General features: G+C 71.8%; 28 protein-coding genes. 10 read left to right on the top strand and 18 right to left on the bottom strand.

The annotated features are described in order from the left end of the window. The first annotated feature begins 349 nt into the window (after positions 1-349). From ACFW2Y_RS02785 to ACFW2Y_RS02775, 3 genes are all read left to right on the top strand, one after another. Positions 350-1,444, top strand: a complete 1,095-nt coding sequence (locus ACFW2Y_RS02785) for a chemotaxis protein (protein WP_384872627.1) — start codon at positions 350-352, stop codon at positions 1,442-1,444. A gap of 81 nt (positions 1,445-1,525) precedes the next feature. Continuing rightward, positions 1,526-2,167 carry an FxLYD domain-containing protein gene (locus ACFW2Y_RS02780; RefSeq protein ID WP_384872514.1) on the top strand — a complete coding sequence of 214 codons (642 nt, stop codon included), beginning with the start codon at positions 1,526-1,528 and terminating at the stop codon, positions 2,165-2,167. A 23-nt stretch (positions 2,168-2,190) separates the two neighbouring features. After that, positions 2,191-2,691: a DUF1269 domain-containing protein gene (locus tag ACFW2Y_RS02775; RefSeq protein ID WP_384872511.1), complete on the top strand. Its 501-nt coding sequence runs from the start codon at positions 2,191-2,193 to the stop codon at positions 2,689-2,691. Positions 2,692-2,864: 173 nt separating this feature from the next. On the opposite strand, the gene ACFW2Y_RS02770 is transcribed toward ACFW2Y_RS02775, so the two are convergent. After that, entirely contained in the window at positions 2,865-3,263 is a 399-nt protein-coding gene (locus ACFW2Y_RS02770) for a hypothetical protein (protein ID WP_384872508.1), read from the bottom strand. A 261-nt stretch (positions 3,264-3,524) separates the two neighbouring features. Here ACFW2Y_RS02770 and htpX point away from each other — a divergent pair, with 261 nt between their 5' ends. Next, positions 3,525-4,442, top strand: coding sequence for a zinc metalloprotease HtpX (gene htpX, locus ACFW2Y_RS02765; protein WP_384872506.1), 918 nt, complete (start codon positions 3,525-3,527; stop codon positions 4,440-4,442). A gap of 5 nt (positions 4,443-4,447) precedes the next feature. Beyond that, positions 4,448-5,170: a hypothetical protein gene (locus ACFW2Y_RS02760; RefSeq protein WP_384872624.1), complete on the top strand. Its 723-nt coding sequence runs from the start codon at positions 4,448-4,450 to the stop codon at positions 5,168-5,170. A 120-nt stretch (positions 5,171-5,290) separates the two neighbouring features. Here the strand turns inward: ACFW2Y_RS02760 and ACFW2Y_RS02755 are convergent, their stop codons facing one another. Beyond that, the gene (locus tag ACFW2Y_RS02755; RefSeq protein WP_384872503.1) at positions 5,291-6,136 is read right to left on the bottom strand and encodes an SDR family NAD(P)-dependent oxidoreductase; all 846 of its coding nucleotides are present in this window, start codon (positions 6,134-6,136) and stop codon (positions 5,291-5,293) included. A gap of 127 nt (positions 6,137-6,263) precedes the next feature. Between ACFW2Y_RS02755 and ACFW2Y_RS02750 the strand changes: the two genes are divergently transcribed. Beyond that, entirely contained in the window at positions 6,264-6,839 is a 576-nt protein-coding gene (locus ACFW2Y_RS02750; protein ID WP_384872500.1) for a TetR/AcrR family transcriptional regulator, read from the top strand. Between the two features lie 584 nt (positions 6,840-7,423). Continuing rightward, on the top strand, positions 7,424-7,576 hold the full coding sequence (locus tag ACFW2Y_RS02745) for a hypothetical protein (protein ID WP_384872497.1): 153 nt from the start codon (positions 7,424-7,426) through the stop codon (positions 7,574-7,576). 171 nt (positions 7,577-7,747) lie between these two features. Here the strand turns inward: ACFW2Y_RS02745 and ACFW2Y_RS02740 are convergent, their stop codons facing one another. After that, the gene (locus ACFW2Y_RS02740; RefSeq protein ID WP_384872494.1) at positions 7,748-8,155 is read right to left on the bottom strand and encodes an FKBP-type peptidyl-prolyl cis-trans isomerase; all 408 of its coding nucleotides are present in this window, start codon (positions 8,153-8,155) and stop codon (positions 7,748-7,750) included. A 434-nt stretch (positions 8,156-8,589) separates the two neighbouring features. Between ACFW2Y_RS02740 and fahA the strand changes: the two genes are divergently transcribed. The 3 genes from fahA to ACFW2Y_RS02725 all read left to right on the top strand — a co-directional run bounded on the left by fahA (position 8,590) and on the right by ACFW2Y_RS02725 (position 10,803). Then, on the top strand, positions 8,590-9,810 hold the full coding sequence (gene fahA, locus ACFW2Y_RS02735; protein WP_384872491.1) for a fumarylacetoacetase: 1,221 nt from the start codon (positions 8,590-8,592) through the stop codon (positions 9,808-9,810). Between the two features lie 524 nt (positions 9,811-10,334). Next, positions 10,335-10,586 (top strand): DUF6400 family protein, encoded by a 252-nt coding sequence (locus ACFW2Y_RS02730; protein WP_384872488.1) that lies wholly within the window; start codon positions 10,335-10,337, stop codon positions 10,584-10,586. Beyond that, positions 10,570-10,803, top strand: coding sequence for a hypothetical protein (locus ACFW2Y_RS02725; protein WP_384872485.1), 234 nt, complete (start codon positions 10,570-10,572; stop codon positions 10,801-10,803). Before ACFW2Y_RS02730 ends, ACFW2Y_RS02725 begins: the two co-directional genes overlap by 17 nt. A 3-nt stretch (positions 10,804-10,806) precedes the next feature. On the opposite strand, the gene hypE is transcribed toward ACFW2Y_RS02725, so the two are convergent. The 15 genes from hypE to ACFW2Y_RS02650 all read right to left on the bottom strand — a co-directional run bounded on the left by hypE (position 10,807) and on the right by ACFW2Y_RS02650 (position 25,651). Beyond that, the gene (gene hypE, locus ACFW2Y_RS02720) at positions 10,807-11,880 is read right to left on the bottom strand and encodes a hydrogenase expression/formation protein HypE (RefSeq protein ID WP_384872621.1); all 1,074 of its coding nucleotides are present in this window, start codon (positions 11,878-11,880) and stop codon (positions 10,807-10,809) included. Positions 11,881-11,884: 4 nt separating this feature from the next. Beyond that, positions 11,885-13,039 (bottom strand): hydrogenase formation protein HypD, encoded by a 1,155-nt coding sequence (gene hypD / locus ACFW2Y_RS02715; RefSeq protein WP_384872482.1) that lies wholly within the window; start codon positions 13,037-13,039, stop codon positions 11,885-11,887. After that, positions 13,036-13,356, bottom strand: a complete 321-nt coding sequence (locus ACFW2Y_RS02710; RefSeq protein WP_384872479.1) for a HypC/HybG/HupF family hydrogenase formation chaperone — start codon at positions 13,354-13,356, stop codon at positions 13,036-13,038. The genes hypD and ACFW2Y_RS02710 overlap by 4 nt, the downstream gene beginning before the upstream one ends. Before the next feature lie 25 nt (positions 13,357-13,381). Then, positions 13,382-15,799, bottom strand: coding sequence for a carbamoyltransferase HypF (gene hypF / locus ACFW2Y_RS02705; protein WP_384872475.1), 2,418 nt, complete (start codon positions 15,797-15,799; stop codon positions 13,382-13,384). Continuing rightward, positions 15,796-16,491 (bottom strand): hydrogenase nickel incorporation protein HypB, encoded by a 696-nt coding sequence (gene hypB / locus ACFW2Y_RS02700; protein WP_384872472.1) that lies wholly within the window; start codon positions 16,489-16,491, stop codon positions 15,796-15,798. The genes hypF and hypB overlap by 4 nt, the downstream gene beginning before the upstream one ends. Before the next feature lie 2 nt (positions 16,492-16,493). Then, positions 16,494-16,889: a hydrogenase maturation nickel metallochaperone HypA gene (locus ACFW2Y_RS02695; protein WP_384872469.1), complete on the bottom strand. Its 396-nt coding sequence runs from the start codon at positions 16,887-16,889 to the stop codon at positions 16,494-16,496. Positions 16,890-17,058: 169 nt separating this feature from the next. Then, positions 17,059-17,187 carry a DUF6893 family small protein gene (locus tag ACFW2Y_RS02690; protein WP_384872466.1) on the bottom strand — a complete coding sequence of 43 codons (129 nt, stop codon included), beginning with the start codon at positions 17,185-17,187 and terminating at the stop codon, positions 17,059-17,061. Then, entirely contained in the window at positions 17,184-17,699 is a 516-nt protein-coding gene (locus ACFW2Y_RS02685; protein ID WP_384872463.1) for a hydrogenase maturation protease, read from the bottom strand. The genes ACFW2Y_RS02690 and ACFW2Y_RS02685 overlap by 4 nt, the downstream gene beginning before the upstream one ends. Continuing rightward, positions 17,696-19,093 carry a hypothetical protein gene (locus ACFW2Y_RS02680; RefSeq protein WP_384872460.1) on the bottom strand — a complete coding sequence of 466 codons (1,398 nt, stop codon included), beginning with the start codon at positions 19,091-19,093 and terminating at the stop codon, positions 17,696-17,698. Before ACFW2Y_RS02680 ends, ACFW2Y_RS02685 begins: the two co-directional genes overlap by 4 nt. Beyond that, a complete protein-coding gene (locus tag ACFW2Y_RS02675) occupies positions 19,090-19,728 on the bottom strand; it encodes a DUF6084 family protein (protein ID WP_384872457.1) in 639 nt (212 codons plus the stop codon). Before ACFW2Y_RS02675 ends, ACFW2Y_RS02680 begins: the two co-directional genes overlap by 4 nt. Beyond that, positions 19,725-20,384, bottom strand: a complete 660-nt coding sequence (locus tag ACFW2Y_RS02670; protein ID WP_384872454.1) for a DUF5947 family protein — start codon at positions 20,382-20,384, stop codon at positions 19,725-19,727. Before ACFW2Y_RS02670 ends, ACFW2Y_RS02675 begins: the two co-directional genes overlap by 4 nt. Continuing rightward, on the bottom strand, positions 20,381-20,938 hold the full coding sequence (locus tag ACFW2Y_RS02665; protein ID WP_384872451.1) for a hypothetical protein: 558 nt from the start codon (positions 20,936-20,938) through the stop codon (positions 20,381-20,383). The genes ACFW2Y_RS02670 and ACFW2Y_RS02665 overlap by 4 nt, the downstream gene beginning before the upstream one ends. Beyond that, positions 20,935-22,719, bottom strand: a complete 1,785-nt coding sequence (locus ACFW2Y_RS02660) for a nickel-dependent hydrogenase large subunit (protein ID WP_384872448.1) — start codon at positions 22,717-22,719, stop codon at positions 20,935-20,937. The genes ACFW2Y_RS02665 and ACFW2Y_RS02660 overlap by 4 nt, the downstream gene beginning before the upstream one ends. A gap of 80 nt (positions 22,720-22,799) precedes the next feature. Then, complete coding sequence (locus ACFW2Y_RS02655; RefSeq protein WP_384872446.1) at positions 22,800-23,882, bottom strand: hydrogenase expression protein HypE; 1,083 nt, start codon at positions 23,880-23,882, stop codon at positions 22,800-22,802. A gap of 56 nt (positions 23,883-23,938) precedes the next feature. Next, positions 23,939-25,651, bottom strand: a complete 1,713-nt coding sequence (locus ACFW2Y_RS02650; protein WP_384872443.1) for a hydrogenase maturation protein — start codon at positions 25,649-25,651, stop codon at positions 23,939-23,941. Positions 25,652-26,029 lie beyond the last annotated feature (378 nt).

The following is a 26,029-nucleotide window of genomic DNA, read 5'->3' as shown; positions in this document are numbered from 1 at the left end:
CGGATCTGCGATCGACGGCCCCGTGAACGGGCTCGGCCGGTCCGACCTCGGCGACCGGTTCCGTCGGCAGACGACCGGTTCCGTGAAGCCCGGATCCGGCGCGGCCACGATCGCGGCGGCTGAGGTCACCGACGGCAAGTCGACGGCAGCGGTGCAACCGCACGGCGACACCGGTCTCAAAGCCTCGCCCCGCAGCGAGGACGAGAACGAAGCAGCCGAACGGCCCGTCGGGCCGCACCGGCGCGGCCCGCCCCCACCGAACCGCGCACCGCCCCCCACCACCACACACGGGCGCCCCGCCTCCGTCCCGCACCAGCCATGCCCGCCCTCACCACCAGGAAGGCACCCGATGGATCCCCTGCTCACCTCGGACCAGCTCGCCGAGCTGCGCCGACCCCGGCCCTATCCCGCCCTTTCCTTGCTGATGCCGACCCACCGCCGCGAGCCGGAGAACGCGCAGGACCCCGTGCGTCTGCGCAACCTCGTGGCTCGGGCGGAGAGGGCGCTGGAGAGCGATCCCGACGTGTCGCGCGAGCAGCGCGGTGAGATCGTCGACCGGCTGGGACGAGCCGTCAGCGAGGTCGATCCGGCCCACGCGCAAGACGGCCTGGTGATCTTCGTGGCCCAGGGCGAACACCACGTGTGGTCGCTCGCCCGCTCCGTTCCCGAGCGCGTCGTGCTCGCCGACACCTTCCTCACCCGCAACCTCGTGGCGGCGCAGGCAGCCGAGCACCCGTACTGGGCGCTCGCGGTGGCGGCCGACCGGGTCTCGCTGTGGGACGGCACCCCTGAGCGGACCACCGAGCACTCCGGGGACGGTTTCCCGCTCGCACGGAGCCTTGAAGATCCGGACGCGGAACGCGAGCAACGCGTCGGGGACCTGCCCAGCACCTTCCAGGACGAGGCCACCCGCCGGTTCCTGCGCGAGGCGCACGACAAGCTGCGCACCGTCCTCGCCCGCGCGCCCCGCCCGCTGTACGTGATCGGCTCGACCGCCGCACTCGCGCTCCTGGAGGAACTCGGCCCGCTGGGCCCGGGCACCGTGACCATCCCGCACGGTGGGCTCGCCGACGGGCCGGCCGGTGCGATCTCCAAGGCCGTGGAGCCGGTTCGCACCGCGCGCGAGGCGGCCTCGACGGCCACGATCACCGCCGAGCTGGAGGCGGCACGGGGCCGAAGGGAGTTCGCCGGCGGACTCGACGAGGTGTGGCAGGCCGTGCAGGAGGGACGCGTGCGGTTGCTGGCCGTCGAGGAGCACTACCGGACGGTCGTACGGGAGGAGGGAGGCCACCTGGAGCCCTCCGAGACCGACCAGCCCGGAGCGCGGGACGACATGGTCGACGAGATCGTCGAGCAGGCCCTGGAGAGGGGGGCCGAGATCCTCTTCGTACCCGACGACGCACTGGCCGCACAAGGGCACATCGCCGGAGTGCTGCGGTACTGACCGCCGTCCGAAGGGGCCGGTCCCGAGACGACCGGCCCCGGCAGGACCACCCGTGACGTCCCCTACCGAGAAGACGCGACCGTGAACCCCTCACCCGAGCGGCTCAGCCGCCCGGTCCGCTCCCGCGCCGTGCGCGCAGCCGCCTCCGTCGTCCTCATGGGCTTCGGTGCGGTGACCGTCGTCGCCTGCGGATCCGACGGCGACGACACGAGCGGACCGAGTTTCAGCGAGCGCCCGACCGCCCCCGTCACCGACTCCTTCAGTGGAATGCCCCCCTCCGCACTCGCCTCTTCAGCCTCCGCGGCCATCGAGTCGGCCCGGGCGTCCGCCTCGTCGGCCGCCGCCTCCGCGTCCGCCAGGGAGGCCTCGCGCAAGGCGTCGATCGGGGCCGAGGTGGAACGCTCGCGCCGTGCGGCCGAGGAGGCGCTGCAGGACGTGCAGGGCCGGGGGAACGCCCTGGGCGAGGTGGCCCTGACCGGCAAGCCCCGAACGGATGCCGGCGGAGTCGCGACCGCCATCGTCACCATCACCAACAAGACGCAGAGCACCGCCTCGTACGCCGTCCAGGTCGACTTCCTCGATGCGGCGGGCGAGGTCGTCGAAACCCAGTTCGTCGGCGAGGAGGATCTCGCTCCCGGCCAGCGCAGACAGCCCTTGGTCATCAGCCGGCAGCCGCCGGAGCCCGCCCTCACGGCGCGACTGGCCAAGGCGCAGCGGTACTGACAGTCCTTCGCGAGGAGAACCGCATGTCCGAACTCATCGTCCTCGGCTACGAGGACCGCTCCGCCGCCGACAAGGCGTTCGCCGAGGTGCAGCGGCTCAGCAAGGACCACGTGGTCGAACTGTCCGGACTCGCCGTCGTGTCGGTCGACGAGGACGGCAAGACCCATGTGGACACACCGGCCAAGACCGAGGGCATCGCCCTGTCGGCGACCGCCGGCGCCCTGTGGGGCATGGTCCTCGGCATCCTCGTCCTCACCCCGGGGATCGGCGTCGTGGGTGCGGCCGTCGGAGGCTTGATCGGCAAGCTCCAGCAAGTCGGCGTCACCAGCAGGTTCCGCGAGAAGGTCCAGGAGTTGCTCCGGCCCGGCTCGTCCGCGGTCGTGATCATGGCCACCAAGATCACGGAGGACCGGTTCGCCGCCGCGATGGGGCCCTTGGGCGGAGAGCTGCTCACGACCTCCCTCTCCGAGCAGGGGGAGCGGGAGATCGCGGAGCAGCTGGCCGGTCCCGAAGCCGCCGCCTGACCCGTCGGCCGGGTCCCGGCGGTCGGATCGTGGAGAAGAGGGGGCCGATGCCGGCTCCCCTCCGGATCCGGCCGCTCGGTACGCGTCAGAACGGGACCGGCTCGGACCGGGGGAAGGTGCCCGTGACGAGGCGGCACCGAGCCGGACCCCTTCTCGTCACCGTCTTCATCCGGTCAGCGGAACGCCTCCGGCCGAGCTGTCTGGACCCATCCCTCGTCGAGGCACACCGTCCAGGTTCCCCCCACCGCCCGGTGCAGTTCGACCAAGGCCGCAACCTCTGCGATCGCTGCCGGCGCGTCGGACAGCAGCAACGGGGCGTCCGGGACGGCGTTGCGGGTGTAGGTCGGTGTCTCTCCGTTGCAGCTGAGGGCGTGAAGCGGCGGGGGACCCTCGGCGAACCATGCGGGGCGGTTCTCCTCCGCCCACGCAGCCGCGGCGTCGACGCGGTCCACATGCGCCAGCAGGTGCTCGGGAGCGGGGCCGTCACTGAACTGCACGAGGAAGCCCTGAGCATCCACCGCCCACCAATCCCATGTGAATCCGGGTCGGGGGTGCCTCAGGATCGCCGTCATGTCGCCACCGTACCCGGGCCGGACACGGCCGATGAAGATCCACGGGAAACGGCCCGGTCGGCTGCGCGGGCGGGGATCCCGTGGCACTCCGTACGGGCGAGTCGTGGCGGTCACGCCGGTCCCGGGCGAGGCCGGCGCCGGGGCTGGGGAGGGAACGGCCCCGTTCCGGTGCGCGGGGGAGCACACTGGCAGGAGGGGGCGGAAGGTTTGCCCCGTCCGGGGTTCGGCCGGTCCCGCCCGCTCGTGGAAGAGGGTGCCCGGATGCCCAGAGCGCGGTCCTCGTCCCGCTCGCGCTACGCCCCCGACCGGGGGCTCGCGACGCGCATGGCGACGACGATGTTCCTGATCGGCCTGTTGTACGTGGTCTTCGTCGGCGTCCTGTTGGTACTGCTGCGCGGGTCCTGGCCGATCGTCCTACTCATCACGGGCGTGCTGTTCGTCGGGCAGTTCTGGTTCAGCGACCGGATCGCAGCGCTGGGCATGGGAGCACGTGAGGTGACCCGCGGGCAGGCGCCCGAGCTGCACGGCACCGTGGACCGGATCTGTGCCCTGGCCGACATGCCGAAGCCGAAGGTGGCGATCGCCGAGAGCGACGTGCCGAACGCGTTCGCCACCGGCCGCGGCGAGAAGACCTCGCTGATCTGTGTCACGACCGGCCTGCTGCGACGCCTGGAGCCGGAGGAACTGGAGGGGGTGCTGGCGCACGAGATGTCGCACGTGGCGCACCGGGACGTCGCGGTCATGACCATCGCGTCCTTCCTCGGCGTCCTCGCGGGCATGATGACGCGGGTCGTGCTCTACAGCGGTCTCGGCCGCAGCCGGGACAGCACCCTGGGCCTCGCCATGATCCTCGTCCCCGTGATCAGCGCGGCCGTCTACGTCGTCAGTTTCCTGCTGACCCGAGTGCTGTCCCGCTACCGTGAGCTGGCCGCCGACCGTGCCGCCGCGCTCCTCACGGGCCGCCCGTCGGCGCTCGCTTCGGCGCTCACCAAGGTCAGCGGCGAGATGGCCCGGATCCCGACGAAGGACCTGCGCAAGGCGGAGCCGTACAACGCCTTCTGGTTCGCGCCCGCCTTCTCCTCCAAGGAGAGCCTGAGTCGACTGCTCTCCACCCACCCGACCCTGGAGCAGCGGCTCGAACAGCTCACGCGGATCTCGGCGCAGCTCGGCGGGGCGTGACGGCGGTGGGCCTGCTCGACAGCATCCTCGGGCGCAGTCGGCAGGTACGGCCCGATCTGGACCGCCTCTTCGGCCTACCGGCTGCGGCGCTCACCCTTCGGGCGGGCACGGGCTTCGTTCCGACGGGCGCCGGGTCGGTGTGCTTCGCCGCGGTGGAGGGCGGGGCCTTCGTACGGCTGAGGGGAGAGGTGCGGGATCTCCTCGACGTCGAGGTGGTGGCCGGATCCGATGGGGACACGGGCGACGAGGACCGGAGCGGCGAGCCGGGAGCGTACCCGGTGACGTACTCCTCGGACACGTACGGCTACACCTGGCTCACCGTACGACGTCCCGCCGAGGACCTGATCACGCTGGTCAACGATCTGCACGCGGTGAACACGCTCCTCGAGGAAGCCGGTTTCGGCCCCAATCTGCTCTGTTCCTTGACCGCGTTCCGCGCCCCGGTGTCCGGGGTGCGGGGCCCGGAGGCGGAGGGGGACCGCGCGGACGGCCCGGGAGCCGATGGGCACCGGGCGCGCGACCTCGCGCTCGTGTACCTCTACAAGCGCGGCACCTTCTATCCCTTCGCCCCGCGCACCGATCGCGCCGAGAGCCGCGACAACGTCCTCGAACTCCAGGTCAGGGGGCTGCTCGCCGGTGACTTGGCGATGGAACCGGACATGGAGCGGTGGTTCCCGGTCTGGAGCGCGCCGGGGCTGGGCGGGGCGGAGGGGTTCCCGGGACCTTGACCGCCGTACGAACGGACCCACCGGTCGCACGGCGATGGCGTGGGACGGGGCGGATCGCCACCGACGGCGGGACGGTGGTGTGGGGGAGACGACCGGTCTCCCCGGCCCCCGCAGCGCCGTTCAGCGGAGCCAGGAGCGAGTGAGCTCGCGGACCGCGGAACCGTCGAGGTCGGTCAGCGTGGTGCCGACGAAGTCCCGGGCCCACTCGGAGGTCTGCACGCGGAACGGGGGGCGGTCCCCGGTCAGCGCCTCGACGATCGGTGCCGCGGCCTCGAACGGGGTCTGGGCGTTGCCGAAGGACTTCTGGGTGCGGGCGACGTACGCCTGGAGGGCCGGGGCGTACGGTCCGGCCGCGGCGAGCAGGGCCGGAACGTCCAGGCCGATGTTGGCGACGAACTCGCTGGCGACCGCTCCCGGCTCGACCACGACGACGTCGACACCGACGGTGGCGGCAACGGGATCGAGCGACTGCATGAAGCCCTCGACCGCGAACTTCGCCGCGCAGTAGGCCTCGTTGAAGGGCTGGCCGACCGCGCCGCCCACACTGGTGACGGTGACCACCCGTCCCCGGGACGCCCGAAGGTGCGGCAGTGCGGCGCGGGTGGTGGCGACCACGCCGAAGAAGTTGACCTCCATGGTGGCGCGCACGTCATCGAGGCCCATCTGCTCGATGGTGCCGACCTGTGCGGCACCGGCGTTGTTGACCAGTGCATCGAGGCGACCGTGCTCGGCGATCACCTCGTCCAGGCAGGTGGCGATGGCCCCGCCGTCGACGACGTCCAGGCGCTTGACCCGGATCCGGTCGGTGACGGCGTGCTCGGCCGCCGCTTCGAGCAGGGCCGCGGCCTTTTGGGTGTCGCGCATGGTGGCGACGACGGTCCAGCCGGCCCTGGCGGCGGCCACGGCAGCGGCCAGTCCGATTCCGGAAGAGGTACCGGTGATCAGAACGGTCTTCCCGCTGGTCATCAAGGGGTCTCCTTACCTGTCGAACGGAGCGCCGGCCAATAACCGGGGAACTCCCCACTTAATCGGGAGGCTAACCGGGGGACTCCCCGTTTGTCTAGATAGACTGGACCCGACGAAGGGAGCAGCCTTGACCACCCAGCCGAGCGTCTTGCGCGCCGATGCCCGCCGCAACCGGGAGCGCATCCTCGAAGCAGCCGTACGCGCTTTCACCGAGAAGGGCGCGGACGTTCCGATCGACACGATCGCCAAGGCCGCCGGCGTCGGCTCGGCCACGCTCTACCGCCACTTCCCCACCCGCGGGGCGCTGGTCGAAGCCGCCTACCGCAACGAACTGGCCCGCGTCTGCGACAGCGCCGCCGAACTGCTGGCCGACCTCCCGCCGGATCGGGCCCTGCGCCTGTGGATGGACCGGTTCATCGACTACCTGGCCGCCAAGCAGGGCATGGCGGACGCCCTGCGGGCCGCCGTCGCGTCCGGCGCGGATCCCTTCGCCGAGACCCTCGACCGGCTCGGCGCGGCGATCGACTCGCTGCTCCGGGCGGGAGCCGAAGCCGGCCTCCTGCGCTCGGACGTCGACCCCTTCGACGTGGGTCTCAGCCTCGCCGGTGTCGCCCTGATCACCAGTTCTCCGGCCCAGCGGGACAGGTCCGGCCACCTCCTCGACCTGCTCCTCGACGGGCTTCGCCACGGGGCGGCCGGATAGCGCCCGAGCCGGTGGCCCCGATCGCCTTCCGCACGGGGCCGGAACCTGCCTCCCCCACCGCCGGTAACCGACACCCCGTCCTCCCCGCCGTACCGCCCCCTATGGCCGTGGAGGAACACCGCCGGAGGAGGCGTGGCCCCCAGGAAGTGAGGCACCCGTGGCGCCGTACGACGTCAAGCGGGAGCGGAAAGAGCTCTACGCGCCCAAGAACACGGCGTGGGCCATCGTGGACGTTCCCGAGCAACAGTTCATCGCCGTCGACGGCACGGGGAACCCCAATGCGGCACCCGCCTACGCCCATGCGGTCGAGGCCCTCCACCCGGTGGCCTACACCCTCAAATCCGCCGGCAAGCGCGCGGAGGGCGGCGATTTCGTCGTCGCCCCGCTCGAAGGGTTGTGGTGGGCGGACCGGCCCGAAGCCTTCACCAGCGGGGCCAAGGACACCTGGAGCTGGACCGTGCTCATCAGCATGCCTCCCTGGATCACCGGGGAGACGATCGAGGAGGCCAAGCGGACCGTGCTGGCCAAGAAGAAGGTCCCCGCGGTCTCCCGGCTCCGACGCCTCGCCCTCCACGAAGGCACCCGTGCTGCACGAACTCCACCACTCCTACCTCGCCGCCCACGGGCTGCGCCCGTCGGGGCTGCATCACGAGATCTACCTCAGCGACCCCCGCAGGACCGTGCCCGAGAAGCTGAGGACCATCCTGCGCCAACCGGTCGAAGCCCTCGACGGGTAGTCACACGGCCGCTCCGCCGGCAGGCCTGCCACCCACCGCGGCCCGGATCGATGCGCTGTTCCTTGCCGGCTCGTCGCCGTGCCGCGGCGAAGCGCTCGGACCGCGGCCCCGGGCCGTTCTCGGGGCCGCGGACGGTCGTCTCCTCCCGCAAGGGCAAGGAGACGGTCGGCATCAGGACCTGTTGCTCCACCCCACCGTGCCGGAGTACGCGTCCAGCAGGTCCACCACGAAGACCAGGGTCGAGCCCGCCGGGATCAACGGCGAAGGGGACTGCTTGCCGTACCCAAGACGCGGCGGAACGACGATCTCGCGCCGACCTCCGACCCTCATTCCCCTCACCCCCCGGTCCCAGCCCTTGATGACCCTGCCACCGCCCAGGGCGAACTTGAACGGCTCACCACGGTCCCAGGAAGCGTCGAACTCCTTCCCGGACCCGAAGGCCACCCCGACGTAGTGGACCCTGAGCACCATGCCCGGCTTCGCCTCGACCCCGTCTCCGACGACCAGGTCCCGAATGGTCAGCTCGGTGGGGGCCTCGCCCTCCGGAACCTCGACCCGGGGCTTCGTCGGTTCGCTCATTGCAGCCTCATCACTCTCCGCCGGAAACCGTCGCACGGACCAGCCGGACACCTGGGCCCTCCACGCGTCCCGTGAACACGCTACCGAGGACGGGGATTCCCCGAGCACCCCCCCGTCCAGCGGTGCGGACCGCTACGGGGTTCGACCGCCACCCGCCCCGCAGCGCCCTCCTCCCGCCGATCTCCCGCACCCCTCCCACCACGGCCCCCAACTCCTCCTGCAGTCACGATTCCTGCGCCACGGGGAGCGAGACGGACAGGATCGAGGGGGCGAGTCCCTTGCCGGTGGGCTGCGGCCGGGGCCGCCGGATTCCCTCGTTAGGGTGATCCACAACTCGTTCACCACCTTCGGCATCTGCAGCACCGCCGAGCCGCTGGAGGACCTGCCCACCCCGGCCCGCTGCCGTCGTCCGAGCCGTCCGCCCAGGAGGACCGTTGGCCACCCCCCGCAGCTGGCTCACCAGCGCCAATGACTCGCCGTTCGGTGCGCACAACCTGCCCTACGGCGTCTTCACCGCAGCCGACCGGCCCGGCCGGCGCCGGATCGGCGTCCGGATCGGCGACTTCGTCCTCGATGCCGGGGCCGCCGCCCGCACCGTGGGGGAATCCTCCGACCTGCTCGACGCCGAGACCCTCAACCCCTTGATGGGTGCCGGCCGTCCGATATGGACCGAAGTACGGGCAGCGCTCACCCGCTGGCTCACCGAGGAGACCCACCGGGACGCGCTCACGCCGCTGCTGCTCCCGCTCGCCGACGTCGAACTGCACCTGCCGTTCGAGGTCGCCGACTACGTCGACTTCTACGCCTCCGAGCACCACGCGGCGAACCTCGGCCGGATCCTGCGCCCCGGCAGCGAACCCCTCACCCCCAACTGGAAGCACGTGCCGATCGGCTACCACGGCCGCTCCGGCACCATCGTCGTCTCCGGCACCCCCGTCATGCGCCCGCACGGCCAGCGCAAGACCCCTGCCGACGCCTCCCCGTCCTTCGGTCCCACCCGCCGTCTGGACATCGAGGCCGAGGTCGGTTTCGTCGTCGGCACCCCGTCCCGGCTCGGCACCCCCGTCCCCCAGGACCGCTTCCACGAGCACGTCTTCGGCGTCTGCCTGGTCAACGACTGGTCCGCCCGGGACATCCAGCCCTGGGAGTACATCCCCCTCGGGCCGTTCCTCAGCAAGTCCTTCACCACCTCGCTCTCCCCGTGGATCGTTCCGCTGGAGGCCCTGGAAGGCGCACGCATCACCCCGCCGGCCCGCGACGTCGAGCCCCTCCCGTACCTCGACGACCGCCAGCGCGAGCCCTGGGGCCTCGACCTCGCCATGGAGGTCCGGCTCAACGGCCACCTGATCTCTCGACCGCCGTTCGGCGCCATGTACTGGACCGCCGCCCAGCAGCTCGCCCACATGACCGTCAACGGCGCCTCCCTGCGCACCGGCGACTTCTTCGCCTCCGGCACCGTCAGCGGCCCCGAGCCGGACACCCGCGGCGCGCTCATCGAACTCACCTGGAACGGCGAGGAGCCCCTCAAGCTCCCCGACGGCACCACCCGCACCTTCCTGGAGGACGGCGACGAGGTCACCATCACCGCCACCGCCCCCGGCCCGAACGGCACCACCGTGGGCTTCGGCGAGGTCACCGGCCGGATCGCCCCGTAGGGCCGCCTTCCACACGGTCCGTTCCAGGAGACGGGCGCGACGGCAGGACGGGGCCACCCGATCGCCGCCGATCGTCCCTTCCGCTCCGGAAGGCCCGGGGGCGCCGCACGATCGCGTGCATCGGCCCTCAGGCCGGCGGGGGCACCTGCCGGTCCCCACCGGGGGAGCGGAAGCGGTCCGGACGTCGTCACGGGCCGGGAGGGGCGCCGCCCGCTCCACCGTGACCACGGCCACCACGGTCCCGGTGGGGCTTGGGGGCGGGGCTCCCCCGTCGACCGGTTCGACGTCGGATTCCCCAACGGTGAGCTGCACCACAACAGCGTGGAGCCCGGCGGCCCGTCACGAGCCGCCTTCCACGGCCCGTTCCCTTTTCCGGCCCCGCGTCATGGAGGTGCCGGCCCGTTCCCGTCCCCTCGCAGGTGTCCCCGCCCATGTCCCAGAAAGTGAATTCCGCCCTTTCGTACCCGGCGCCCGCTCTGGTACACGTGACCGATCCCCCACCGATTTCCATCGAAAGCACTCCCATGAACCAGGACGCCGACCCCGACCTCGTCCCCTTCACCATCGACCTCACCCTGGAAGAGGCCCGCCGACGGGCCGAGGTCGTGGCGGCACTGGGACCCGACTGGGACCCGGCGGCCGTCCTGCGGGTAGAGCAGGCCGCACACGACCTGCTCTACTCGGGTCTGGACGAGGAACAGTTGCGGATCCATTCCGCACTGGTGGCGGCAGGCGTGCTGCCGGGACGGGAGCCGGGCCGTGCGGCTTCCCATTGACCCCCACGCCGACCGGGCCCGCCGCGCCTGGGTCGCCTGCCCGGGCTGCGACGACGCACGCGGCTGTGGGCCCTGCACGGAGCGCCGCAACTGTCCGGAGCACTGGCGCTACCTGATAGCCAACAAGGGGCCCCAGGTCCATCTGCAGTGCCCGAACTGCACCCACACCTGGACCCTCGACACCGCCCGTGACCGCCGTCGCGGCCCGCGTGGCTGAGACTCAACAGATGCGCGGCAGCTGCTCCCCGAGCGGCATGTCCACCACGCGCGTGCCTCCCAGGCCGGTACGCGCGACCACCATGCCCGGATGCTCCTCGACGACCTCGCCGATCACGGTCGCCCCCGCGCCCAGCGGGTGCGCGCGCATCGCGGCGAGCACGGCGTCGGCCTGTGGGCGCGGGACGAAGGCCACCAGCTTCCCCTCGTTCGCCACGTACATCGGGTCGAGGCCGAGGACCGCGCAGGCATTGGCCACGGGGGCGGGCACGGGCACCGCACGCTCCTGGACGACGATGCCGGTGCCCGATGCCGCCGCGATCTCGTTGAGCGAGGCCGCAAGCCCCCCGCGCGTGGGGTCGCGCAGCACGTGCAGGTCCGGAGTGACCGCGAGCATCGCCTCGACCAGGCCGCCGAGCGGGGCGCAGTCGCTCTCGATCTCGACCCCGAACTCCAGGCCCTCGCGCACGCTCATGATCGCCACGCCGTGAACTCCGACGGAACCGCTGACGATCACCACGTCTCCCGGTACGACGCGCTGGGGCCGCAGGTCGACGCCGGGCGGGATCAGACCGATGCCGGAGGTGTTGATGTACACGCCGTCGCCGTGGCCGGCCTCCACCACCTTGGTGTCGCCGGTGACCACCTGGACTCCCGCCGCGCGGGCCGCCTCGCCGAGCGCGTTCGCCACCCGGGTCACCACATCGGTCTCCACGCCCTCCTCCAGGATGAAGCCGCAGGAGAGGTAGGCGGCGCGGGCTCCGCTCATGGCCAGGTCGTTCACCGTGCCGTTGACGGCCAGGTCGCCGATGCTGCCTCCGGGGAAGAACAGGGGGCGCACGACGAAGGAGTCGGTGGAGAAGGCCACTCGGGCGCCGCCGAGTTCGACCGTCGCCGCGTCGGTGGTGGTCGAGAGCGCAGGACCGCCGAAGGCCGGCGCGAAGACGTGCTCGACCAGTTCGGCGGAGAGGGCGCCGCCCCCGCCGTGCCCCATCACCACGCGCGGCTGGTCGCGCAGGGGGGCGGGGCACGTCCAGGCGAGCATGTCGGGCGTCTGCGCCCCGGGGGTGTCGCGCATGAGTTCAGACAAGGGAACCGTCCTCCAGAGCCGGGGAGTCGGCCGTCGGGGACTGCGACGGCCGGGTGCCGAGGTCGAGCCGTCGGTAGAGGTAGTACGCGGCGCACGCGCCCTCGCTGGAGACCATCGTGGCGCCCAAGGGGGAACGGGGCGTGCACGTCGTGCCGAAGGCCTCGCATTCGTGCGGCTTCAACAGTCCTTGGAGGACCTCGCCGCTGCGGCACTCGGACGGTTCCCGGGTGTCGATGCCCTCGACGCAGAACCGGTGCTCGGCGTCGTAGTCCCGGTACCGCTCCGAGAGCCGCCAACCGCTGTCCGGGATGACGCCGATCCCGCGCCACGCACGGTCGGTGACCTCGAAGACGTCGTCCAGCATCGCCAGGGCGGCGGGATTGCCCTCGGGCAGGACCGCACGCGGATAGGCGTTGTCGACGGTGTGTTCCCCGCGCTCCAGTTGGAGCACGGTCCGGCGTACGCCTTCGAGGATGTCCAAGGGCTCGAACCCGGTGACGACGATCGGAACCCGGTGTCGTGCGGCCAGTTCGGGGTACTCCGCCGTGCCCATCACGCTGCACACGTGCCCCGCGGCCAGGAAGCCCTGGACGCGGCAGTCGGGGGAACGCATGATCGCCTCGATCGCCGGGGGGACCCGGACGTGGGAGACGAGCAGGCTGAAGTTGCGGATGCCGAGCTTGCGCGCTTGGTGGACCGTCATCGCGTTGGGCGGCGCAGTGGTCTCGAAACCGATGCCGAAGAAGACCACTTGGCGGTCCGGGTTCTGCTCGGCGATCCGCAGCGCGTCGAGCGGCGAGTAGACGACCCTGACGTCACCGCCCTGCCCGCGGACCTGGAACAGGTCACGGCCCGTACCGGGAACCCTGAGCATGTCTCCGAACGAACAGAAGATCACACCGGGACGGGAGGCGATCTCCAGTGCCTTGTCGATCACTTCGAGCGGCGTCACGCACACGGGACAGCCCGGTCCGTGAATCAACTCGACCTGTGATGGCAGCAGTTGATCGATCCCGTGTCGGATGATGGTGTGGGTCTGGCCTCCACAGACCTCCATCAACGCCCAGGGGCGGGTCACCGTCGCCCGGATCTCGTCGAGCAGCCGCCGGGCCAGCTCGGGGTCCTGGAACTCGTCGATGTACTTCACGGCCGCACCTCTCCGGCCGCGCCCTCGTGCGCCGGCCGCTCGTTCCCCGTCGCTTCGGCCGCAGCCTCCCACGGGTCGCCGAACTCCTCCTGGAGCATGCCGAGGGTCTCGAACAGCTCCAGCGTCTTCCTGGCCGACTCCTCGTCCAGGCGCTGCAGGGCGAACCCGACGTGGACGATGGCGTACTCACCGGGTTTCAGGTCCGGCAGGTACTCCAGACACACCTCCTTGACCACCCCGCCGAAGTCGACCGTGGCCATCCGGGTGCCGTCCCGGTCCTCGACGTCCAGCACTCTTCCGGGTACCGCCAGACACATGGGTGTCTCCTCACTGTCGCTCTCGTCATGGCGTGCCGGGGGCCGCGCCGTCGGTGACCCGGGCGGCCACGACGAGCTGGCCGAGCGCCAGGCCGCCGTCGTTCGGCGGGACCAGGCGATGGCGCAGCACGGTGAATCCGTCCTTCCGCAGTCCTTCGGCGCAGGCCGTCGAGAGCACCGTGTTGGCGAACGCTCCCCCGGTCAGCGCGACGGTCTCCACACCGGTCTCCTCGCGGGCGGCGGCGCAGACCGTGCGGACCAGCCGGGCCACGGCGTGGTGGAACCGTGCCGCGACCACGGCCGCCGGGGTCCCGTCGAGCACGTCGGCGGTGACCGCCGCCAGCAGGGGTGCGGGGTCCGCGGTGAGCGGCAGACCGGTTCGCTCCGGGCCGAACCGGAAGGCGTAGCGTCCGTCCTCGGTGACGGCGGGGGCGCGCAGGGCCTCGGCCTCCAACTCGATCGCGGCCTGCGCCTCGTATCCCGCGCGGTGGCAGATCCCCGCGAGGGAGGAGACGGCGTCGAAGAGGCGTCCCATGCTGGACGTGGGCACGCAGTTCAACTCGCGCGCCAACTGCCTTTTCAGTACGGAAAGTTCTTCCGGAGCGCAAGTCGTCACACACGGCAGTGCGGGGTCGGCGTCGAGGCCCGCGGCCCACAGATGGGCCAGGGCCATGCGGTAGGGCCGCCGGACGGCCGCGTCACCACCCGGCAGGGGCACATAGGCGAGGTGGGCGAGCCGCCGGAATCCCCCGTAGTCCGCGAGCAGGAACTCGCCGCCCCACACCGCGCCGTCGGGACCGTAGCCGGTGCCGTCGAAGGCAACGCCGATCACCGGCCCCGTGCCGTCGAGGCCGTTCTCGGCCATCACCGCCGCAACGTGCGCGTGATGGTGCTGCACGGGGACGACGGGCCGACCGGCGGAACGGTCCCTGGCCCAGCGGGCGGACCGGTAGGCGGGGTGGCGGTCCGCGGCGAGCAGGCCGGGCCGTACGCCCGTGACGGACTCGAGGTGCTGCACGGCGGAACCGAGGGCGAGCTGGGTGGCGAGGTCGTCCATGTCTCCGATGTGGGCGGAGAGCCATGCCTGGCGTCCGGCACCGAGGCAGAAGGCGTTCTTCAGGTCCCCTCCGACGGCCAGCGCGGGGACGACCTCGACGGGCAGCGCCACCGGCAGCGGTGCGTAGCCCCTGGAGCGGCGCAGCGTCAGTTGCTCCCCGTCGCAGACGCGGACGACGGAGTCGTCACAGGGCACGTGGATCGGCCGGTCGTGCAGCAGCCAGGCGTCCGCCAGGCCGCCGAGCCCGGTCAGTGCCTCCGCGTCGTCCGTGACGATGGGTTGGCCGGAGAGGTTGCCGCTGGTCATCACCAACAGTCGGGGCCCTTCCGGGTCCGTTGCGCCGAGGCCGAGGAGGAGGTGGTGCACGGGGGTGTAGGGGAGCATGAAACCGAGATCGGGACTGCCGGGGGCGACCTCCCGTGCCGGGGCGGCCCTCGGGCGGGGCCGGGCGTCGTCGCGGCGGCGCAGCAGGACGACGGGCCGGACGCCGCCGGTGAGGAGTTCGCGTTCGAGCGTGCCGAGGTGCGCGAGGGGTTCGATGTCCGCCGGGTCCGCGGCCATCATCGCGAACGGCTTGTCACCACGTGCTTTGCGGCGGCGCAGCTCGGCCACCGCCTCGGGGTTGGTCGCGTCGCAGGCGAGGTGGTAGCCCCCCAGGCCCTTGACCGCGAGGATCGCGCCGGCCGCGAGCATCCGGCGTGCGGCGGCGATCGGGTCGTCGTCGGAGTGGCGGTCGGCGTTCGGTGCGGTACCCGCGGGGGCCGGGCCCTCCGGTGCGGTGACCAGGCGCAGCCGGGGGCCGCAGCGGGAGCAGGCGACGGGCTGTGCGTGGAAGCGCCGGTCGGCGGGGTCCGCGTACTCGCGTGCGCAGTGCGTGCACATCGGGAAGCCGGCCATGGTGGTGTGGACCCGGTCGTACGGGAGGCTCGTGACGATCGTGAACCGCGGGCCGCAGTGGGTGCAGGTGATGAAGGGGTGCAGATGCCGCCGGTCGGTCGGGTCCGCGAGCTCCGCGAGGCAGTCGTCGCAGGTGGCGGTGTCCGGCGGGACGAGGGTGCGGACGGCGCCGCCCCGGTGGGAGGGCACGATCGTGAATCCGCTGCCGCCGCTGGCCGTCACCTCGGCCGTCTCGACGGACTCCACGCGGGCCAGGGGCGGGGCATCGGGGGCGAGGCGGGCGCAGAAGGCGGCGACGTCCTCGGGGGCGCCCTCGACCTCCGCGACGACGCCGTCCGGCGTGTTGGTGACGTGGCCGGACAGGCGCAGCCCGGTGGCGAGGGCGTGGACGAAGGGGCGGAAGCCCACGCCCTGGACGACGCCGCGGACGAGCACGCGGCTGCGCCGCGGGGCCGTGGCGGGTGCGGTTCCGGGGTGCGCCGTGGTCACGCGCCGGCCCGGGCCATCACCGGGGTGTGGACGCCGTTCCCCCCGGCAGCCGCGAGGGCCCGGTCGAGGAGCGCTCCGGCCCCCCGGCCGTCGCGCACCGAGCTGAGGAGGACTTCGACGCCGGGGTTGACCTGTTCCACGTGGGCGCGGAAGGCCGTTTCGTCGAACTCCGCCGCCTCGGCCATGTCGGTCTTGGTGACGATCACCAGCTGGGCGAGGCCGAACGCGGTGGGGTACTTGAGCGGCTTGTCCTCCCCCTCGGTGACCGAGGCGAGCACCACGCGGAGCGACTCGCCCAGGTCGTAGCCGGCGGGGCAGACGAGGTTGCCGACGTTCTCGACGAACAGCAGGCGGGTGGACTCGGGCAGCCAGTCGTGCAGGTGCCGGGCGACCATGTCGGCTTCCAGGTGGCAGAGGCCGTCGGTGAGCACCTGCTTGACGGGGGCGCCCGAACGGGCCAGGCGGCGGGCGTCGTTCTCGGTGGCCAGGTCGGCGGTGAGCGCGGCGGCGCCGACCCCCCGGTCTCCGGCGAGCCGCAGTTCCCGCTCCAGCAGGGCGGTCTTGCCGCTTCCGGGGCTGGAGAGCAGGTTGACCACGGTGGTGCCGCGGGCGGTCAGTTCGGTGCGCAGGATCTGTGCCGCGGCCTCGTTCTTGGCGAGGACGGCACGTTGGAGATCGACTGCTCGGCACATGCTCAGCTCTCCTCGGTGGTGGATCGGCGATGTTCTTCGCGCGCCGCCCCGGGGTCGGTCCAACGGACCTCCCGGATCTGGAGTTCGCGGCCGGAGACGAGTTCGTCGGCTGCGGCGCCGCAGCCGGGGCAGAGCAGCCGCGGTGGCATGCCGACCGCCCAGACCCCGGCACACGGTTGGCAGCGCGCGGTGCCCGGGACGGTACGGGTGATCAGCTCGGCGCCCTCGACGACGGTTCCGGCGCAGGCGAGTTCGAAGCAGAAGGAGAGGGCGTCGGCGACGACGCCCGCCAGCTCGCCCACGTCCAGCTCGATGCTGCTGACGCCCACGGCCCCGCGTGCCCTCGCCGCGGTCTCGACCTGGTCGACGACGGCGACCGCGAGGGACATCTCGTGCATCGGTCTCCGTCCTGGGCGCGGGAGTGGGTCTCGGGCGCCATTAGAGGACGGGTGGCGGCGGGATCCCGCCCGGCGCGCCGGCGCCGCACGGCGGTGTCGTCCGTTCGGTGCAGCTGCTGGCGCGCCGGGCCGGGGAGCGTCGTCCCGTGGACCGCTGCACCGACGGGCGTCACATCCTGCTGATGCGCAGATAGCGCCGGAGGTCGGGAAGGACCCTCACGACGACGGCCACGACGGCCAGGGCGACGGCGGCGCCGATGACGCTCCTGTGCATGGTGCTCTCCGTTTCGGTGTTCATACGACGGCTTCCTGGCGGACCAGTTCGGTCACCATCCGCACCGCTTCGGGCACGGCAGCGGCGACCTGCGGGCTGAGTCCGATGCCTTCGTCGAGGCAGGCCGGTTCGCAGCCGACGACGAGGATCCGTCGTGGAGGTGCTGCGCCGGTTCCCGCGCACAGGGTGTCGAGCAGGGCGAGGACGGCGTCGGGCGTCATCCGGTGGCCGTCCAGGGGCACGGGCTCGGTGCCGCGGTCACCGGGCGCCGAGGCGTCGATCAGGTAGAGCGTGCCTGGTTCCCCGCCGCGCGCGGTGACGTCGACGAGGACGAGGGCGTCCCAGCCGTCGAGGAGTTCATAGGCGAGGTGGACGCCCCGGACGCCGACGTCGGCCAGTTCGACGGAGGCGGGGAGTTCCTCCCGGGTGAGCCTTCGCAGGGTCTCCACGCCGAAGCCGTCGTCGCCGAGGAAGACGTTGCCCACCCCGGCCACGAGGGTGCGGGGCCTCGGGGCGCCGGACGCGGGGGTGCTCACGCGTCCTCCCGGGCTTCGACCTCGTCCGGCTGGAAGTAGAGGAACCGGCCCTGTTCCCGGCGGACGTCGGCGCCCGGGTCGTCCTCCACGGTCACCGCGATGTGGATCCCACCGTCGACGTCGTGGAGCACCGCTTCGACCAACGCGCTGCGCCCGTCGAGGAACAGGTCCTGGGCGTCGGTGCGGCGCAGCCGGGGGCGCAGGAGGACCCTGCTGCCGGCACGGACCGCACGTCCGTCGACGAGGACATGGTCGCTGCCCGGGTCGACGCCGGTGTCCCCGCCCGGGTCCCACCAGGGAGTCTCCGGTTCGAGGACGTTGCCGGCCGGCTTCGGAGGCCCGGTGACGGTCCGCAGGCTGCGCACCGCGCCGTGCAGGCGTTCGAGGACTTCGGGGGGCATGGTGTCCGCGAGCTCGATCACCGCCGCTGCGCGGGCGTCGGTTCCCCTCGCTTCGCGCTTCTCCTCGTCGGTGAGGGCCGCCGTGCGCAGGGCCAGGATCTCGTCGATCTCGGTCGCGTCGTAGAGGGCGCCGGGGCTCTCGGGCGCAATGGCCGGGTGGTCCTCAAGGATGATCGGCGAGGAGAGCATCAGGTCGTCGTGGTCGGGTTCGCCGGCCAGGACGGGCCAGGTGCGCAGGTTGCGGCAGGCTGCGACGGCGCCCCCGGCCCATTCCGGCGGGTCGGTCATCGACAGGAACGACCCCGCGTCGAGGCGGAGCAGGACGTGCGTGGCGACGAGGGAGTGCGGGAGCGCCGCGTGGCGGTCGGCGCCCTGTCCGGCGGTCCAGGTGCTGGTGTTCTCCACGGTGACCGAGAGGCGCTCGACGCGGTACGGGCCGTCGAGTTCGGCCGCCGAGATCCGCAGGGTGCCGCTGACGTGCTCGCGGCGGCGCACGAGCCGGCCGAGGAGGCGTCCGTCGGGGCCGGTGACCTCCTCCACCTCCTCGGCGGCGGGTCGGGCGAAGGGCAGGACGGTGCCGTCACCCCTCAGGTCGCCGACGGCGACGGCGAGGGTGACGCGCTCCTCGACGCCCTCGTCCCAGTCCACCAGGACCCGGTCGGCCAGGTGGAGCTCGCCGGTCGGCGTGAAGGTCCCGTCCGGGCTGAGCTCCTCGACGGTGCGCCGCTGGGCACGCAGGAAGCGGAGCTCCACGGCGAGTTCGGCGCCGGTCCTGGGCTCCATCAGGCACTCGGTGAGCTGGAAGTCGTGTTCTTCGGTGGCGGCGCTCCAGGACGGGGGCACCAGGACCCCGAACTGCCAGCGGAGCCGGTTCTTCGCGGCGGACGCGCGGTACGGGTAGAGGACGTACCCCTCGAAGAGGACCGCGTCGGCGACGTGCCGGGCGACGGCGAACCGGGCCTCGGTGTCGGCGGTGAAGGCGGCTGTGGTCATCGTGTCCTCTCCCCTGCCGCTTCGAGCAGGGACTCGACGGTGGCCTCCCAGGACGGGAGGGCCCGACGCGATCGGTAGGCGAGCAGGGCGTCCATCGCGCTGCCGGAGAGCCGAACCCATCCGCAGCCCGGGAAGTGCTGGTCGATCATCTCCCTCCACACCTTCACGGGCATGCGGTGGGAGACCTCCTTGTCCCAGGGAACCGGCTCGACGTGGAAGCCGCCCGCACCGGTGAAGGCGGTTCCGGAGAACAGCAGCAGGAGCGGGACGTCCCCGTCGGAGAGCGCCCGGAAGTAGCGGGAGGCGGCGATGTCGGTGTCATAGGTGCACGGCACGACGAGGTCGGTCTCGATCTCGTCGGTGAAGCCGGGCACCATGACGGAGGCCTGGGCGAACTGGACCGGGTTGAGGCTGCTGCCCCACCGGGAGCGTTCTCCGAAGAGGTCGCCCAGGGCCTCGGCCTCCTGGTCGTCGTAGCCGCGCCGGGCGGGTTCGATGCGGATCTGGCAGCGCAGGGCCATGGCGTGGACCCGGGTGCCGCCGCCGGCGGTGATCCGGAGCCGGAACACCAGCGTGGGCCCGGCCGCATGGGCGTCGGCACGGACGTCGGTGCAGTGGAAGGAGAATTCGGTCACGGCCTGCTCCCCTGTGGCTCCCTGGCCAGGCCGCGGACATGGGCGAAGAGGGCGTCGAGGGCTGCTCGTGCCTTGGCCCCTCCGTCGAAGCCCTGCCAGTGCAGTCGCATGCGGCCCACGAGTTCGTAGCAGAGGTCGATCGGGACGAGGAAGCACTCGGTACGGCCTTGGTGACGGCGCAGCAGCAGGGCTTCCACGTCGGGGTCGAGGAGGGCGGCGAGCCGGGTGGCGTCGAGGAAGGACCGCCAGGCCTCTTCGTCCGGTTCGCTCTCGGTGGCTCCGGCGGGGCTCGGGTAGAGCACCACCGGTCGGTCGAGGGTCGAGTTGTGGAAGAAGAACGCCACCGAGACCGGGATGCGCAGGGACTCCCACGCCCGGTCGTCGATCCGGTGGTCGGGGTCGCTCAGGAAGCGGCCGGGGACCGCACGGAACCTTCCGGGGGAGGCGGCAGAGCGGTCCATGAGCTGTGCGCAGGGGCCGCAGGCACAGACCAGGGCCCGTCGGTCCGTGTCGACGAGGTGCGGATGGCGCTGCTCGGCCGCCAGTGGGGCGCCGCAGAGTTCGCAGCGCTCTTCGCGGGGCGGGCGGGGGGTGGTGAACCGGCGCAGTCCGGTGGGTCCCGGGGGCCGCACGGAGCCGTTCGGCGGCCCGATCACAGGGCGGCCGATGAGCGGTCGTCCGCGGGCGCGGGCGACGGACGGGTTTCGATCTGGAGCAGCACCGGTTCGCGCGGGGCACCGCTTTCGAGCTCTACCTCGGTGACCTCGGGGGCGAAGCAGGCGAGGGCGTCGACGGCAGCCTGTCGGAGGGACTCCCGGGTGCCGGAGCAGCCGCAGCCGGTCGAGGCGGTGACGCGCAGCCGCAGCATGCCCGTCGACGGATCGAATCCGACGTTCTCCACCGCCTGCGGCAGGGCGGAGAGGGCGCGGTCGATGCGGGTGGGCACGTCCTCCGGATGCAGTCCGTGCAGGTTGAGGAGGCTCGCCACGAGGTCGTCCGCGAGCAGCGGACCGAGCGGATCGGCGGGCGGACGGGTGACGGGGCGGCCGAGGAGGTCGAGGACGCGGGCGATGCCGCTGCCGTAGAACTCCATGAGGACGCGCACCACTTCCTCCGCCGCAGCGCAGGCTTGGGCGTCGCCGTTCTCCGCCAGCCGGTCCAGGACCTCTTCGACGCGCCGGCCCGCCTGTTCGGCGGTGGTCGTGCTCATCCGGCCAGGCCGCTCAGGCCGGTGGGCATGTGCATCTGCTTCACGGTCTTGCCGTTGCCCGTGTACATGTGGACGCCGCACGGCAGGCAGGGGTCGAAGCTGCGCACGGCGCGCATGATGTCGATGCCCTTGAAGGTCTCGGGCGGGTTCTCCTCGAAGATCGGGGTGTTCTGCACGGCGTCCTCGTACGGGCCGGGGGTCCCGAACGTGTCCCGCGTGGAGGCGTTCCACGGCGTCGGCGGGTAGGGGTGGTAGTTGGCGATCTTGCCGTCCCTGATCACCATGTGGTGTGAGAGGACGCCCCGTACGGCCTCGGTGAAGCCGACTCCGATGGACTCGTCCGGCACGTCGAACTTCTCCCAGGTCTGCGTGCGTCCGGCGCGCACCTCCTCCAGGCCCTTCTCGGCGCAGTGCAGGGCCACGGCGGCGGCGTACGCCTGGAAGTAGGTGCGGGCGCGGTTGCGCTCCAGGGCGTTGCTCCACTGCGGGATCTTCCACTCGAAGGTGGTCTCCGGCTTGGTCATCGTGCGGGGGAGGTTGATGACGACGCTGTGTCCGGTGGCCTTGACGTAGCCGATGTCGACGAGGCCGGAGAGTGCGGTGGACCACAGGCGTGCGAGGGGGCCGCCGCCGGTGTCGAGCGCCAGGTGGTCCTTGCCGTCGAACCAGCGCGGGGACATGACCCAGCTGTACTTGTCGTCGAAGTTCCGCTTCTGCGGGGACGGAATGGTGTGCTGGTTCCAGGGGTGGCGCGGGTCGACCGGGTTGCCCAGCGGATCGTGGGTGACGAACTGCTCCTGTCCCTGCCAGTCCTCGTAGTACGAGCTGCCGAGCAGGATGCGGATGCCGAGGTTGATCTCGGTGAGGTCATTGGTGACCAGTTTGCCGTCGACGACCACACCGGGGGTGACGAACATCCGCCGGCCCCAGTCGGTCATGTTGGCGTAGGTGAAGTCGCAGTGCTCGGGATCGTTGAGCGCGCCCCAACAGCCGAGCAGGACGCGGCGGCGGCCGACCTCCTCGTAGCCGGGCAGGGCTTCGTAGAAGAAGTCGAAGAGGTCGTCGTGGAGCGGAACGACCCGCTTCATGAACTCCACGTAGCGCATGAGGCGGCTCATGTAGTCGGTGAACAGCTGCACGGAGGCGACCGTGCCGACACCGCCGGGGTAGAGCGTGGAGGGGTGGACGTGTCGTCCCTCCATCAGGCAGAACATCTCCCGGGTGTAGCGGCTGACCTGGAGCGCCTCACGGTAGAACTCGCCCTCGAGCGGGTTGAGGGAGCGCATGATGTCGGCGATCGTGCGGTAGCCGTGCTCGGCGGCGTGCGGCGCCTCGGTGCGCTCGGCGAGCTCCAGGACCCCGGGGTTGGTCTCGCGGACCATCTTCTCGCAGTAGTCGACCCCGACCAGGTTCTCCTGGAAGATGTTGTGGTCGAACATGTACTCCGCGGACTCACCGAGGTTGATGACCCATTCGCCGAGGTGCGGGGGTTTCACACCGTACGCCATGTTCTGCGCGTACACGGAGCAGGTGGCGTGGTTGTCACCGCAGATGCCGCAGATGCGGCTGGTGATGAAGTGCGCGTCGCGGGGGTCCTTGCCCCGCATGAAGACGCTGTAGCCGCGGAAGACGGAGGACGTGCTGTAACACTCCGCGACGCGCTTCTGCTTGAAGTCGATCTTGGTGTGGATGCCGAGGCTGCCCACGATCCGGGTGATGGGGTCCCAGGCCATCTCCACCAGTCCGGAGCCGTCACCCGTCGTCTTCGCCGGAGATGCCATGGTCGTTGCAGTGCCCTTCGTCAGCTCTTCGACTTCGCGAACAGTGGGGTGGATGGGGGGGTGGTGCGATGACGTCGCCGTCACCAGGGCGGCCGGTAGCCGGTGGTGATGCGCTCACCGGTGTGCCGCCACTTCGGCTCCTTGTCCACGGTCCTGGCCGTGATGGACCGCAGGCGGCGGATGACGGAGCCGTACACGCCGCTGGCGGTGCTGGAGACCTTGCCTCCGGGGGGTTCGTCCATGAACGGCATGAACTTGTCCGGGAAACCGGGCATGGTGCACGCGATGCAGATGCCGCCGACGTTCGGACAGCCGCCGACACCGTTGATCCAGCCGCGCTTGGGGACGTTGCACTTGACGACCGGCCCCCAGCACCCCAGCTTGACCAGGCACTTGGGCGAGTCGTACGTCGAGGCGAACTGGCCCTGCTCGTAGTAGCCGGCCCGGTCGCAGCCCTCGTGCACCGTCGCCCCGAACAGCCAGGTCGGACGGAGCTTGTCGTCCAGCGGAATCATGGGTGCGGAGCCGACCGCCTGATAGAGCAGGTAGGTCAGCGTCTCCGCGAAGTTGTCCGGCTGGATCGGGCAGCCGGGCACGCACACGATGGGGATGCCGGCGTGCGACTTCCAGTCCCAGCCCAGGTAGTCAGGGAGCCCCATCGCACCGGTCGGGTTGCCCGCCATGGCGTGGATGCCGCCGTACGTGGCGCAGGTGCCGATCGCGACCACCGCGAGCGCCTTGGGGGCCAGCCGGTCGATCCATTCGCTCGTGGTGATGGGCTGGCCGGTCTCCGGGTCGTCGCCGAAGCCGCTCCAGTAGCCCTCTTGCTTGATGGCCTCGTTGGGGATCGACCCCTCCACGACCAGTACGAACGGGTCGATCTCGCCCCGCTCGCCCTTGAAGAACCACTCGATGAACGTGTCGGCTCCGCCCACCGGGCCGCACTCGAAGTCGATCAGTGGCCAGTGGACCGCGATCCTGGGCAACCCCGGCAGCCCCGCGAGGGCGATCTCCTCGATGCTGGGCTGCATGGCGGCGGTCAGGGCCACCGAGTCGCCGTCGCAGCTCAGACCCGCGTTGATCCAGAGGATGTGGATCGGCTTCTCTTCGCTGCCGGGTGCGGCAGCCCGGTCCTCGACCGGGGCCGGCTTTGCTGCGTTCATGAGTCGCCTCCTGAGGAGGGGTGGGGCGAAGGCCTCGTTCAGGGCCTAGGTCTTGCTTAACAGTCGACCGATCCGTCCGCGCCCGCACCTGGGCCGTCCGGGCACGGCCGCCGGGGGGCCTCCTTCCGGACGAAGGAGCGGCGCAGCACGTGATAGCTCGCGGTGGGGTCGTCGAAGGTCCGCCGCATCCGGGAGAGCTCCTGCTCGCGGTGGGCCGCAAGGGGAGCGACGGATTCCAGTCGCTCGTGCTCCGCCTTCTTCGCCGCGATGCGCGGCTGGAGGCGGTCGCGGGACGCCAGACGGAGGGCCAATCGGGTGATTTCGTCGGCGAACTCCCCCGGGCCGCAGTCGATGACCCGGTCGACCAGCCCCATGGCGAGCGAGGCCGTCGCGGACACCGGTCGGGCCTCGTCGACGAGCCGCGCGGCCGGTGCCTCGCCCACCTTCCCGGGCAGGGTGCGGGTCCAGTACTCCGATCCGTACAGGCCCATGCGCCGGTAGTGCGGATTGAGCACCGCACCCGATCGGCACCAGACCTCGTCGGCGGTCAGCGCGAGCATCACCCCGCCCGCGGCGGCATTGCCGCCGATCGCGCTGATGACGAGGCGGTCGGTCGTGGTGAGGACCGCCTCGACCAGGTCGTTGAGGGCGTTGATGTTGGCCCAGGACTCCGCTGCCGGGTCGGCCGCCGCCTCGATGACGTGCAAGTGGATGCCGTTGGAGAAGAAGTCGCGCTGTCCGCCGAGCACCAGGACGGAGGTGGGGCGCGTGAGGGCGGCCTCGTACGCGCCCCGCAGGCGGCGGCACTGGTCGGTGCCCATCGCACCCCCGGGAAAGGCGAAGGACAGGACGCCGACCGGTCCCTGCTCGTGGTACCGGATGTCGGACCAGGTGCGGTTGCCGGGCTCCGTCCGGCGTCCGGGGTCCAGGGATGCCGGGAGTTCGGGGAGCTCCGGCAGCCGGCCCGCGAGGGCCAGTGTGGCGGGGAGCTTGCAGGCACGCGGCCGGCCGGGGCCCGTGCGGGCGCGGAGTTCGGGGATCCACACCGCACCGTCCACGGTGGCGCGGCAGACCGCGCCCGCACGGGTGGCGAGCAGTCGGCCGGGCTGCCCACGCAAACCGTCCTCCGCGTGGCCGCCGTGCAGGAACCACTCGGCGCCGAGCAGCCGGTCGCGCACACCGGGCTGCGAGTCGGCGGCCCGCAGGGTGCGCAGGACCGTCTCGGTGGTGTCCTCGGCCCATGAGATCCGACGCGCCTCCTGACGGAGGGCGGGACGGACGCGGATCTCGCCGTTCTGGGGACGCGGCGCCGCGCCGGCGACGACCCGCTCGACGGCGAGGAGCACGGCGGCGACGGCGGCATCGGCCAGCTCGTTGCGGTACAGATCGCTCTTGCCGACCTCCGGGACGCGGAAGGCGACGGATGCCCAGACGTCCCCCGCGTCCATCTCCTCGTCGGCCTGGAGGACGGTGACGCCCCACTCGTCGACCCCGTCGCGGATCGCATGGTCCAGGGAGGACGGCCCCCGGTCGCCCACCGGCCCCGGGTGCACGATGAGGCAGCGGTGCGCCGTCCACACGTCGCGGGGCACGACGGCCTTCAGCATGGGTGCGACGACCAGGTCGGGCGCACGGCGCACCACGGCCTCACGCACGGCGGCCCCGTCGAGAGTGACCTCCACGGAAACGGCGTGCCCCCGATCGCTCAGCTCGACCAGGACGCGCTGGGTGAGACTGTTGAAGCTGCTGGCAATGAGCAGGATGCGCACGGGTGGCCCTTCCGAGTCGTGGCGGACGGTACGGACCTGGGAACCTCAGCCCACCGACCGCCTGCGATCCTCGGTCACGACGGGCGGACGAGAAGCACGACGGAGCCCGCGCCTCACCCGTACGGGGCGCGCGTCCGACCGATTGGCGGGGAACCACGGCACCTGGGGCCCGGAGCCTGCTCTCGACGAGCCCCACGGCTGCACGGAACACGGAGGCCCGGGCCGGACGCCCGCCGGGCCGGGTGCTCGGACGGGCTCGCGCTTCCAGGAACTCGACGGTCCGCTCGTCCGCGTCCGGTCCGCCGTCCGACTGCTCCTGTTCGCCGACCGGGGGCGTCGCTGGCGAGTGGCGGACGGGGCTTTGGGACCGGTGGTGCC

Origin of the sequence: Streptomyces sp. NPDC058877, assembly GCF_042742855.1 — a bacterium.
In the GTDB taxonomy this organism is placed as follows: domain Bacteria; phylum Actinomycetota; class Actinomycetes; order Streptomycetales; family Streptomycetaceae; genus Streptomyces.
Note: the sequence above shows the minus strand (reverse complement) of the source record. Positions and strands in the feature narration are given on the sequence as shown.